Source organism: Candidatus Contubernalis alkalaceticus (assembly GCF_022558445.1).
Taxonomy (GTDB): domain Bacteria; phylum Bacillota; class Dethiobacteria; order SKNC01; family SKNC01; genus Contubernalis; species Contubernalis alkaliaceticus.
Genome location: NZ_CP054699.1, coordinates 2314733 through 2327277, shown reverse-complemented (window position 1 = coordinate 2327277; position 12545 = coordinate 2314733). Strand labels below are relative to the sequence as shown.

9 protein-coding genes are annotated in these 12545 nt (G+C 40.6%); 4 read left to right on the top strand and 5 right to left on the bottom strand.

What is annotated here, in order from left to right:
- The first annotated feature begins 91 nt into the window (after positions 1-91).
- Positions 92-1780: a recombinase family protein gene (locus tag HUE98_RS11695; RefSeq protein WP_241420818.1), complete on the top strand. Its 1689-nt coding sequence runs from the start codon at positions 92-94 to the stop codon at positions 1778-1780.
- 4 nt (positions 1781-1784) lie between these two features.
- Here the strand turns inward: HUE98_RS11695 and HUE98_RS11690 are convergent, their stop codons facing one another.
- Both HUE98_RS11690 and HUE98_RS11685 read right to left on the bottom strand, forming a co-directional pair.
- Entirely contained in the window at positions 1785-2648 is an 864-nt protein-coding gene (locus HUE98_RS11690; RefSeq protein WP_241420817.1) for a YifB family Mg chelatase-like AAA ATPase, read from the bottom strand.
- A gap of 2 nt (positions 2649-2650) precedes the next feature.
- Entirely contained in the window at positions 2651-3133 is a 483-nt protein-coding gene (locus tag HUE98_RS11685) for a TIGR00725 family protein (protein ID WP_241420816.1), read from the bottom strand.
- A 344-nt stretch (positions 3134-3477) separates the two neighbouring features.
- Between HUE98_RS11685 and HUE98_RS11680 the strand changes: the two genes are divergently transcribed.
- The gene (locus tag HUE98_RS11680) at positions 3478-6366 is read left to right on the top strand and encodes a PAS domain S-box protein (protein ID WP_241420815.1); all 2889 of its coding nucleotides are present in this window, start codon (positions 3478-3480) and stop codon (positions 6364-6366) included.
- A gap of 17 nt (positions 6367-6383) precedes the next feature.
- Here HUE98_RS11680 and HUE98_RS11675 read toward each other — a convergent pair whose 3' ends face one another.
- The 3 genes from HUE98_RS11675 to HUE98_RS11665 are packed head-to-tail and all read right to left on the bottom strand — an operon-like array spanning position 6384 to position 8988.
- A complete protein-coding gene (locus HUE98_RS11675) occupies positions 6384-7199 on the bottom strand; it encodes an ABC transporter permease (protein WP_241420814.1) in 816 nt (271 codons plus the stop codon).
- A complete protein-coding gene (locus tag HUE98_RS11670; protein ID WP_241420813.1) occupies positions 7189-7965 on the bottom strand; it encodes an ABC transporter ATP-binding protein in 777 nt (258 codons plus the stop codon). Before HUE98_RS11670 ends, HUE98_RS11675 begins: the two co-directional genes overlap by 11 nt.
- Positions 7966-7983: 18 nt before the next feature.
- Complete coding sequence (locus HUE98_RS11665) at positions 7984-8988, bottom strand: ABC transporter substrate-binding protein (protein WP_241420812.1); 1005 nt, start codon at positions 8986-8988, stop codon at positions 7984-7986.
- Positions 8989-9285: 297 nt separating this feature from the next.
- Between HUE98_RS11665 and HUE98_RS11660 the strand changes: the two genes are divergently transcribed.
- Positions 9286-10398, top strand: coding sequence for a DUF362 domain-containing protein (locus HUE98_RS11660; protein WP_241420811.1), 1113 nt, complete (start codon positions 9286-9288; stop codon positions 10396-10398).
- Positions 10399-10552: 154 nt separating this feature from the next.
- Positions 10553-12442 (top strand): 1,4-alpha-glucan branching protein GlgB, encoded by a 1890-nt coding sequence (gene glgB, locus HUE98_RS11655; RefSeq protein WP_241420810.1) that lies wholly within the window; start codon positions 10553-10555, stop codon positions 12440-12442.
- Positions 12443-12545: the final 103 nt, after the last annotated feature.

Genomic DNA, 12545 nt, shown 5'->3' with positions numbered 1-12545 from the left:
TCGAACAGATTAGAAAAAAACTTGTAAATCTTTCCTGTGTATATTATAATAAAACATAAGTCATACTAAGTTTATAGGAGGAATGATATAAATGAGAGCAGTGGCTTATTGTAGAGTTTCAACGGATACGGATGACCAAAAAAATAGTTTAACCAATCAGATTCAGCATTACAGCAAACTTTTTCAGCAGAAAGGTTTCAATCCCCCAAAGTTAGGAATGTTCTTTAAAAAGGAGGGGAGGAAAGAAATAAAAAATCTATTAGATAACGGTATTTTTGCTGATGAAGGGATTAGCGGAACTAAATTAAAAAACAGAAAAGCCTTTGAATATCTAATGGATTGTGCAAAAAAGAAAGAGTTTGATGTTATTTTTGTTAAGGATGTTCGACGTTGGGGAAGGAGTGTTGAAGATGGAGTTAAAGCTTTAAAAGACTTGAAGGAATTAGGTATTAACGTATTTTTTGAGGAAGGTAATTTAAACTATCGAGACCAGGAATTTTTTGTAAATATGTTTTTAAATTTAGCACAAGAAGAATCGAGACAAAAAAGCGAATCTATACAATGGGGAATTAGAAAAGCACAAGAAGTAGGGAAATGGAACTCTCAGCCTCCATTTGGATATGATATTATTGATGGGTATTTACAAAAAAATGAATCTGAAATTAAGATAGTTAAAAAAATATATGATTTATATGTTAATGAAAATTTTGGAACTAGTAAAATTTGCAGAATCTTGAATAAAGAAAACATCCCGACAAAAAACAATGTTCAATGGTCTCAAACTCAAGTATGTAAAATACTGGATAATGAGATATATACCGGAAAACAAATAACTCACACAATCAGAACCGATGACATCAACAGAAATTTAAAAGAGGTTATAAGCCCTGAAAAATGGATTATCAATCAAAAATCAGAATTAAAAATTATTGATGATGAAACATTTTTAAAGGCAAAAAAGCTAAGGCAGGAAAAAAAAGAATTAAATAAAAGAAATCAGAAATTTTCAGACAGACATTTGTTGAGCAATCTACTATATTGTGGAAACTGTAATAGTGCCATGAGAAGAAAAAAAAGAAATTCATATACCAGAAAAAAAGACGGGACAAAAGAATATAAAGATATTGGCTATTCTTGGACATGCCAAAAAAACGATATGTATGGAAAGGCCAAGTGTCCCTTTACTAATATGGTTGTGGAAGAAGATTTGATTGAGAAAATTAAGCAGCGGATTTACATTATGCAGAAGGAAAAACATATTTTAGATGATAATTTTGATAAATATATTGAGAACAATTTTACCTATGAGGATTCTGACAAAAGGCTAGAGGAAATAAATAAAGAAATTGATAAGCTACATAAAAAAGTTGATTTGAATTTTGATCTATTATCGGACAAGACTATTAAGCAGGAAGAATATAAAATTAGGAATGATATACTTCAAAATAAGTTGTCAGAATTAAAGGGAGAGAAAAATAAATTAGACCATCTGGAGCAGGAATTGGAATTAGCAAAAGTAAAATTTAGGGAATACTGCAAAAGTTTAAAAGAGGTTGATATAAATAATTTGAGTAATGCTATATTGAAACAATTAGTTGACAGAATTACAATTACCACAACTAAACAAATTGCTGATGATGTTAGTGATGGTAAATTAGAAGAGATGAATCTGAGTAGAGATTTATATTTAAGGAGATTAAATGTTTCAAGTGCGTGGAATTTAAAAGGCAAGCGGATAAGTATTGACTGGAGATTTGTGAGTGGTATAATAGAGGTATAATAATCTACCCTAATTTAAACGTATCTTTAGAAATGTTGTGGTGTGGGCTTCTGAAAGGTCTTTCTCTTACCAGCAGCTTTTTTTCTTTGAGTAAACCGGAAATGCTGTAAATTCTCGTTACCTCCAGGCTTTCTTCTAATGTCAATTCCGGTAGGATAGAAGGAAACCCTTTGGCCAGCATGGTCTTTCCAGAGCCGGGAGAACCTACCATAATTAAGTTATGACCACCGGCTGCCGCTATTTCCATGGCCCTTTTGGCATGATACTGCCCTTTCACTTGAGAATAATCAAAGGTTGATATTTCCAGCGGTTTTGGTGTTTTTGAAGTTTCCTGGCATTTAACCGTAAGAGATTCTCTGTTCTCTCTTAAGAGACTCACCAGCTCCTGCAGGCTGCCGGCGGCCAGAACCTCAATTTTATTAGTCAGTGCTGCTTCCTGGGAATTTTCCCGGGGCACCAACAATCTATTTCCATCCTCTTCAATAATCCCCAGGGCAATAGGAAGAACCCCTTTTACTGGTTTAACCCGACCATCCAGAGAAAGTTCTCCGATTACAACCAGGTCCTCTAGTTCTTTGCTTTCCATCTGATGGGTGGCGGCTAAAATTCCTAAAGCTATGGGAAGATCGAAAAGGGGAGCCTCTTTTCTTATGTCTGCCGGAGCCAAATTTACGGTTATTCTACGGTTAGGAAATTCAAAGCCGCTATTTTTAATGGCAGCCCTTACCCTTTCCCGGGACTCTTTTACGGTAGAATGTGCAAATCCTACCAGTTCAAAAGCCGGAAGGCCGTTGGAGATATCCACCTCTACCTCCACAGGAAAGCTGTCTATTCCTAATATTGTCCTGCTCTTGACTTTTGAAAGCATATTTATATTTCACCCCACTTCTTTTGTGCTAACTGCAGTGCCATTGCTACCGCTTTAGTCGGTTGGTCTGTCTCCTGTATGATTTTCTCTCCATGAGAATTCTTAATGTTCCAAGTTTTTAAACCTATCACCGGGATTCCAGCCTTCAATGCTAAGCCAATTTCCGAAAGAGTGCCATAACCACCGCAGACGGCAATTACTGCGTGGGAAGACCTGGCAATCACTGCATTTCGAGCATCATTTAAGCCTGTTACAATGGAATAGGTTAAGTAAGGGTTCTGATCTTCCCGGTCAGTGCCCGGTAGAATCCCTATAACCGTTCCACCCCAAAGGCTGGCTCCCCGGGAAGCCGCCTCCATCACTCCTCCCCGGCCCCCGCACAGCAGTACTGCACTTTTCCTGGCTACTTCTTTACCCACTTCCTCCGCCAACCTGTAAACCTCAGGACTGCAGGAAGCTGTTCCGATTACACCTATGTAATACACCCTAAAAACCTCCTATCTCTATACTTGAATGTTTTAAAAAAATTTTTATTAATCTAAGCTTATTTATAACAGTGGCCCCCATACCTAAATATCTAAAAATTTACTGGTTATGGCAATATATGTCTTTGCCCCATTATACCATACATATGTTTGGAGTGCAATATGAAAATAAACGTTATTCCCTAACCAAAAAAGTAGGGGTTTTTAAATTGGTTTTTAATTGGCTATTTTGTTAATTTATACATTAGTTAACAGGATTAAAAACTTTTTTATCGAATTAAATAAAACAAAGTTATCCTAAGTATTATATATAGGTGGGGCGGTTACTGTAAACGAGGTGTAATATGGGTATTGATAAAAATAAGGATTTTTACAGTTTGACCAATAACATTATTTGGGGAACGCAGTTTTGTCTGTTTTACCGCAGTAAAGAGGAACTTATTGAAATATTGGCCCCTTATTTTAATGCTGGGTTAAAGGACGATTGTATATGTTTATGGGTAATCCCTTCATTATTAACCCCCAGGGAAGCTGAAAACACATTGGCACAGGCTATTCCTGATTTTCTTCAATATGTAGGTAAAGGACAGATAAGAATTGTTCCCTATGGAACCTGGGACTTTGAACAGGGAGCAGTTTCTTTTAGTGAGGCAATTCATGAATTAAAAAATCACCTGGAGAATTGTTCTCACAAGAATTTTACCCGGGTGCAGGTGGCTGTGATTTATAATTCTGCGGGGGAGCAGCTGGAAAAAGAGAGTAAAGAGTATGATATTTTTTTTCAGGAAATTGCAAAAAAATACAAAACAAAAACTGTTTGTAGTTATGCTCTGGATCGTTTAGATGTTCTAGATATTTTATCAATAGCTTTTAAATATCCCGGGGTATTGATGAAGAGCAAGGGGATTTGGAATTTTTTTCAAAGTGATGAATTAGAAAAAGTGCAGAACCGGTTGGTGGATGAAAAAAGCTTCAGTCAAGCTATAATTGACACTATTGACGGTTTGGTTATTATTTTAGATTCCCTGGGAAACATTATCAGGTATAACCTGGCCACGGAAAGAATTATAGGTTGCCATTTAAAGGAAGTGCAGGGGAAACCTGTTTTGGATTTGTTGCTGCTGCTGTTATCGCCGGAAGATAAGCAGGAAGTTGAAGCAGCTGTTAATACATTAAGGGATGGAAAATCCTTAAAAAATGAAAACTGGTTGTTATCTAAAGAAGGGAAAAAACACCTTATTAAGTGGTCAGGTAGACATTTTTGGGACAGCGGGGGTTCTCTTAAATATATAATTTGTTCGGGTATTGACATCACTGAATGGAAGCAGGCAGAGGATGAACTGCGTAAGAGTGAAGCCTGGTTTAGAGCTTTATATGAAAAAGCAGCCATGGGAATTGGCATTTGCGATCTCGAAGGAAAATTGCTTACGGTAAACCCTGCTGTCTGTCGAATGTTGGGGTATGAGGAGGAGGAACTTAGGGGTGAATTTTTTAATAAGTTTACTCATCCAGAGGATGTTCAAAGAAACCGGGAACTTAGGCAGATGATGGTTAAGGTTGATAGTCAGGATTATTTTTGTATGGAAAAGCGTTATTATAAAAAGGATGGGCAGATGATCTGGGTACGGCTGACAGCAACTCTTGTCCGGGACCGGGAGGGCCGTCCTCAGTTTACCATAGAGATGTTAGAGGATATTACCAATAACAAGGCAACGGAGGAGGCGCTGCGGGACAGCGAACAGCGTTATCGCCTGTTGGTGGATTTATTGCCTGATGCAGTGTTTATTTTGCAGAAGAGGGAGATAGTCTATGCAAATCAGGCTGCTGCCGACCTGACCGGGGCAAAAAGCCCGGAAGAACTTCTGGAAAAAAATGCAAAAACTTTTCTTTCCCCGGATTTTTGGGAAAAAATACGGGGGGAAATAAATAACATATCTGAAGAACAAAGAGAGGCAAGCATGCTCCAGGAACAGCTCTCCCTTCCCAACGGAAGAGCAGTGGATGTGGAGGCTTTCATAAATTCCATTATGTATAAAGGTAGACCATCTAATTTACTGGTTTTGAGAAATGTTACCAAGCGTAAAAAAATGGAAGAAGAATTTTTTAAAGCCAGTAAACTTGAATCCCTGGGACTGTTAGCCGGGGGCATCGCCCATGATTTTAATAATATTTTGTCCATCATTTTAGGTAATATTTCCCTGGCCAGGTTGTACCAAGGGCAGAAAGAGAAGATGTCACAAAAGTTAAAAGAAATTGAAAAAGCTACAGTCATGGCTAAAGAGCTAACTCACCAGCTTCATACCTTTGCCAGGGGAGGAGAGCCGTTAATAACGACTGTATCTGTTGAGGAATTGGTTCATGATGCAGCCAGCTTAATTTTAAGTGGTTCTAATGTGCGATGCCAGTATTCTTTCCCTAGAAACCTTTATATGGTAGAGGTGGATCAGGGGCAGATCAAGCAGGTTATAAACAACATAATTATAAATGCTTTACAGGCCATGCCCGACGGGGGCACCATCTACATATGGGCTGAGAATGCGGTAATTGAAGGAAGGGGCCATGACAGCAGGGTTCCTTTAAAAAATGGGCCCTATGTAAGGGTCTTTATCCGGGATGAAGGGATGGGAATTCCCAAAGAGCAGCGGCAGAAAATTTTCGATCCCTTCTTTACTACCAAAGAGAAGGGAAGCGGCCTGGGGTTGGCCACTTCCTACGCTATAATTAAACGGCATGGAGGGCTTATCTCCGTAGATTCCGAAGTGGGTGTCGGTACCACCTTCTATATTTATCTTCCGGCTTCTACCCTTAAGGAGGAAGGAACGCAGGTAGAAAAAGATGATAATGATATCTCCCAACGCCGGGGTAGTGTTCTGGTGATGGATGACGAGGAGATGCTCAGGGAGGTGATAGGGGAAATGCTCTCTCTAATCGGTTATGAGGCGGTTTTTGCCCGGGATGGTGCAGAAGCGGTAGATCTGTACCAAAGTTATCTGGGTGCCGGACATATTTTTGATGCGGTGATTATAGATTTAACTATACCCGGTGGAATGGGAGGCAAGCAGACGATTCAAAAATTACTGGAAATTGATCCCAAGGTTAAGGCTATTGTTACCAGCGGTTATTATGATGACCCGGTAGTATCTAATTATAAGGAATATGGTTTTAAGGGTTTTGTCCTTAAACCTTATATTATTGAGGACCTGGCGGAAGTACTGGACCAGGTCCAAAAGTAACTAATTTGGGAGCAAAGCTACTGCCATTTAACAATGATCCTTTCTAACAGCACTACTCCTTGGTACATCACTGCTGCGGCTGCAGATAAAATGATTACGCTGGTCATAACTAAGTCCAGTCGAAATACCTGACCACCGTAAACAATTAAATAGCCCAGACCCGCCCTGGATACTAAGAATTCACCCACAATGACACCCACCCAGGAAAGGCCGACGTTTATTTTTAAGGCTGATACGATTGTTGGTACACTGGCGGGAAAGATTACCTTTTGAAATACCTGCCACTTGGCAGCACCAAAGGTTTTTAGCAGCCTTATTTTGTGGGGGTCTACCTGGGAGAACCCGGTGTAAACACCTAGAACCGTTACGACTACAGAGATCAAAAGGGCCATGGTAATAATTGCCGGGATTCCGTTTCCGATCCAGACGATTAAAATGGGGCCCAGGGCAATTTTAGGCAGGCTGTTCAATATCACCAGGTAAGGGTCCAGGACTTTTGAAATAAAGTCTGACCACCAAAGAACCATGGCCATAGCAGTTCCTATAATGGTCCCCAGGACAAATCCTACTACAGTTTCGAAAACAGTAACTGCGATGTGATAATATAATACTCCTTCACCGTGCAGCGAAGAGAGGGTCCTGATAATTCGAGAGGGTTGACTGGTAATAAAGGGGTCTATCCATCTGAAGTTGGCTGCTAACTCCCAAAGAAATATAAAGGCTGTCAATAAAAAAATTTGAGCAAATAACACCCGGGCTTTATAAATTTTTTTAGAGCGCAGATAAGCCTGGTGTTCTTTGGTTATGGACGAATGGGAAATATTACCTGACATGCATCTCCAACTCCTTCCAGATGGTGTTAAAATAATAACTGAATTCCGGGGCTTTTCGGCATTTCAATGGGGTATTCTCTTCACAGGAAAGTGTTATGGAATGTTTGCTTTTAATGCCTGCAGGCCTTTGGGTCAGGACGATTACCTTATCAGCCATACTAATGGCTTCGGCAATATCGTGGGTTACCAATATTGTAGTTTTCTTTTCTTTTTTTATAATTTGTTTCACTTCATCGGATACAACCAGTCTGGTCTGATAATCCAGGGCGGAAAAAGCTTCGTCTAAAAGAAGGATCTCCGGGTTAACGGCTAGAGTACGAATTAGAGCAACTCTTTGTCTCATGCCTCCTGAAAGCTGGCGGGGGAAACTATCCTTAAAGTTCAATAGACCGTAATTTTTCAGCAGTTTTTGGGCGAAAGCTTCAGTTTGGCTGTTTATTTTGTGCTGTACTTCTAAACCCAACAGCACGTTTTTCCATATGGTTCGCCATTCAAACAGCTGGTCGCTTTGGGGCATGTATCCTACCAAGGAACTGGGTCCTTTTACCTCTTTGTTTTTCAAAAAAACTTTTCCGTTGGTGGGCAGAATAAGGCCGGCTACGATATTGAGCAGGGTAGACTTTCCACAGCCGCTGGGGCCCACTATGCTCACAAATTCTCCCGGAAAAATTTCCAGGGAGAGGTTTTTAAGGGCAGCAATTTCACCTTCATCGCTGTGATAATTTAGAGATATATTCTTTATTTCTACCAGGGGTTCTGCCCTCATGCTTTCCTCTCCTTTCAATTATTTTACTTTTTCAATGGCTTTTTCCGCATATATATTTGAGACTAGCTTTTCAAAAGGAGCTCTTTTGTCTAATTCTCCGGCGGTTTCCATGACATCCTGCAGCCGTTCAAAGGATTCTTCGGTAAAAATGGGACTATATGCCCAGGCATCAATATCTTTGTAGCGTGTAGCTACCGCTGTCAGAATTTCTTCATTTACGTCAGGGAATGAAGGGCTGATGACCAGGGCGATTTCTTCTGGTGTGCTGTTTTCTACCCATCGCTGTCCCAGGTAGATGGCGTTGGTAAAACGCTGGATAATATCCGGATTTTCTTCTATGAAGCTTTTTCGGGCGGAAAATACTGTATAGGGTATTTCTCCGCTCTCTTCTCCTACGGAGGCAACCACGAACCCTGAACCCTCCAATTCTAAAGCGGCAGCTACCGGTTCAAACAAAGTCACAAAATCACCGGTCCCGCCGGTAAAGGCTCCAGCCATCAAGGCGAATTGTATGTTGGTTAGAACATCAACATCTTCTCCAGGGGTAATCCCTTTATTCTTAAGTACATATTCCAGGGTCATCAGGGGCATTCCCCCTTGTCGGCCCCCTATAATGGTTTTGCCTTTCACCTTATCCCAGTCAAAGTCTGGGTCTGGTTCCCGGGCTACCAGGAAGGAACCGTCCCTCTTGGTTAACTGTGCAAAGTTGACGGCATAATCCTCCTGTCCCTGGTTATAAACGTAGATAGTAGCTTCAGGCCCCATAAATCCAACATCCGCTTGACCGGAGAGCATAGCGGTCATTACCTTATCAGCCCCTTGACCTGTGGTTAATTCCAGGTTTATGCCCTCCTGTTCAAAGTATCCCTGGTTTATGGCTGCATATAATGGGGCGTAGAAAACGGAATGGGTAACTTCATTTAGTCTTACCCGGGTCAGAGATTGGTCTTGGCATCCAACCAGTACAGATGCTGCTGCCGTTAAAATCAGAAGACATAACAGTAAACTAATAATTTTTTTCATCTCTTTATTCCTCTCCTTATTTTTTTGTTTCCATATCATAGTATTATTGTGGAGACAATTTTGTTACGGGTAGTGAACTCGTTTCAGCAAGCTGAAACATCGGGGAATCAGGCGGAGACCCTACTCCACCTGATTAAATAAAAAACTAATAATATTAAGTTATAATTTTTAATATAGGAAGTTAAAATGTTTGCTATCCTGAGTCAAGCTTTGTTAGAATATAACCATAATTTAAATTCTTGAACTTTTACTAAAGGTATAACAGTTAGTTCAAATAGTGAACAAGGGGTGGAGCAGTTGAGCCGAGTAGCCGTTTTAAAGGTAGCAGACTACCAAGAAAAAAGTGTAAAGGAAGCAGTAAGTAGGGGACTTATGTTGTTGGGCTTGAGCGAAAATTTTTTTAAAGAAAAAAATGTTTTATTAAAGCCTAACTTTTTGGCACCCTCCCCAATAGAAAGGGCCGTGTGCAGCCATCCCGTAGTTATTGGTGAGACGGCAGCTTTAATTTTAGAGATGGGTGGAATAGTCAAGGTAGGAGACAGCCCCGGCTTAGGTTCCGTTTTTAAGGTGGCCGGTTCATGTGGTGCAGACCGAGTTCTAGAAAATCTGCAGGTGCCCCTGGTTTCTTTTGAGAATCCTGTGGAGGTAAAGTATCCTGAAGGCAGGCTCTGTATAAACTTTCCCTTGGCCCGGCCGGTGGTGGAGACAGATATACTGGTCAGTATTGCCCGGCTTAAGACTCACAGCCTTACCCGGTACACCGGGGCGGTAAAAAATCTTTACGGCTGCATCCCGGGAAAGGATAAAGCTGCGCTGCATTTACGTTACAATAAAATAGAGAATTTCAGCAGAATGTTGGCAGATTTGTTGGGGCTGATTAAACCAGCACTTTCCATTGTGGATGCTGTTGTTTCAATGGAGGGTCCTGGGCCCCGCTCCGGGAATCCTCGAAAAACAGGCTTTATGGTGATGAGTGAAGATGCGGTAGCGGCAGACGTTACAGCCTGCCGCCTGGTGGGGATAGATCCTGAACAGGTGCTGCATTTGAAATATGCCGGAGAAATGGGCCGTGGTTCAAATTTAATAAATCAACTGGATTTGGTGGGAGATCCCTTGAGTGAAATTAAGGTAAAGGGTTTTAAACAGGCTTCTGGTTCAATTACGTCTACAGGGTTTATGCCTCCTTTTGTAGCGGGATTTTTAAGGAAATGTTTTGTTCCTAAACTTCAGATAATACCTGAAAAATGCTGCGGATGCGGGGTTTGTGCTGAACGCTGTCCTGCCGAAGTCATAAGTATGGGAAAGAAAGCATATATAAAGCAGGACGGCTGTATTCAGTGTTACTGCTGTCAAGAACTCTGCCCTCATGAGGCGGTGGAACTAAAGAGACGTTTTCGTGTTTTAAAATAGTAATTTTTTAGTGTGAACGAAGATAAAATGTGTTTTAAGATTTGGTAATAATCAGATTAAAACTTAAGGAGTAGAAAGGACTTACTGGAAAAATGAAGAATTTATCTATTAGAAATATAATATAATGTACTGACAAAAGAAGGGAAGCGGTTTCATGCCTGGGAATGCACCCAACGATTTTGACCTTTATCTTTTTCATGAGGGTAATCACTTTCACATCTATCGAGTGTTGGGAGCACATCCGTGCCAGGAAAATGGAATAAGTGGAGTAAGGTTTTCCTTATGGGCTCCTAATGCCAGGGAAGTGAGACTGGTGGGAAATTTTAATAACTGGCAGGGACATTCTCACTCCATGAGCAAGACTCAGGATTCCGGTATCTGGTCTATTTTTATTTCAGGATTGGGAGAAGGTTCGCTCTATAAATATGAGATATATGCCTGTGATGGAGAGGTGCTGTTAAAGTCCGACCCTTTTGCTGTTTATTCTGAGAAAAGGCCGGAGACCGCATCTATAGTATATTCACTTCAGGGATATGAATGGCAGGATCAACAATGGCAGAACAGGAAGAGTGAACCAATCTATGACCGCCCCATGTCCATCTTTGAAGTGCATCTGGGTTCATGGAAAATAAAAGAGGATGGAGATTTTTATACATACCGGGAACTGGCCCAGGAGCTGGTGGATTATGTGGCAGACATGGGTTTCACTCATGTGGAACTTATGCCCCTGGCGGAACATCCTTATGATGGTTCTTGGGGGTACCAGGCTACGGGTTATTATTCAGTAACCAGTCGATATGGTACTCCTCATGATTTTATGTATTTTGTAGATTGCTGTCATCAAAAGGGTATTGGGGTCATATTAGATTGGGTCCCTGGTCATTTTTGCCGGGATGCCCATGGGTTGAGAAGGTTTGATGGTTCAGCTCTTTTTGAATACCAGGATTTCTTGAAGGGTGAAAATTTCCAATGGGGAACTATGAATTTTGACCTGGGAAGGCCGGAGGTACAGAGTTTTCTGATATCTAACGCTATTTTCTGGATGGAAATCTTTCACATCGATGGGCTGAGAGTGGACGCCGTGGCCAGCATGCTCTATCTGGACCATGCTAAAGAGCTGGACCAGTGGACTGCTAATCAATATGGAGGCAGGGAGAATCTTGAAGCCATTAGTTTTCTCCGCAAGTTAAATGAAGCAGTTTTTCGATATTTCCCTCATGCCTTAATGATGGCGGAAGAGTCCTCCGATTGGCCTTTGGTGAGTGCTCCTACATATCTGGGGGGCCTGGGGTTCAATTTTAAGTGGAATATGGGTTGGATGAATGACACTCTAAAATACATGGAACTTGACTCTATGAACCGAAAATGGCATCATGACTTACTTACTTTTTCTTTCTGGTATGCTTTTTCTGAAAATTTTATTTTACCTCTTTCCCACGATGAAGTTGTCCACTTAAAGAATTCTCTGCTGCAAAAAATGCCTGGAGATTATTGGCAGAAATTTGCTAATTTGCGATTGTTGTACGGCTATATGATGGCACATCCGGGAAAAAAGCTTTTATTTATGGGTGGAGATATTGGACAGTTTATTGAATGGAGGTACGGAACCGGTCTAGACTGGAATATACTGGCTTACGATATGCACAGAAACCTCAACTTATTTTTAAAGGACCTGAACTGGTTTTATCGCAGGGAAAATACGTTGTGGGAAAATGACTACAATCAGGAAGGCTTTGAATGGATAGACCCCCATGATTACAGTCAAAGTATTATTTCTTTTATAAGAAAGGGTAAAAATAAAAGGGATTTTATGGTGATCATATGCAACTTAACTCCTAAAGTATATGAAAACTACCGGGTAGGGGTGCCTGAAGAGGGAGAATACGAAGAAATTTTTAGCAGCGATTTGGGTATTTATGGTGGAACCGGTCAGTGGGTGAACGAAAACATGAATTCTATGAAACAACCTTACCATAACAAACCATTCAGCCTGGAAATAAAAATTCCTCCTTTGGCAGTTGTCTTTATAAAACTCCGCCGGTAAAATGCTTTTTATTAATAATCATTAGTAATTTTTGATGGTTCCCCCTTTGCAGTATGAAAGTCTAGACAAAAAAATCATAGGAATTTAATTAGAACCAAAGAGG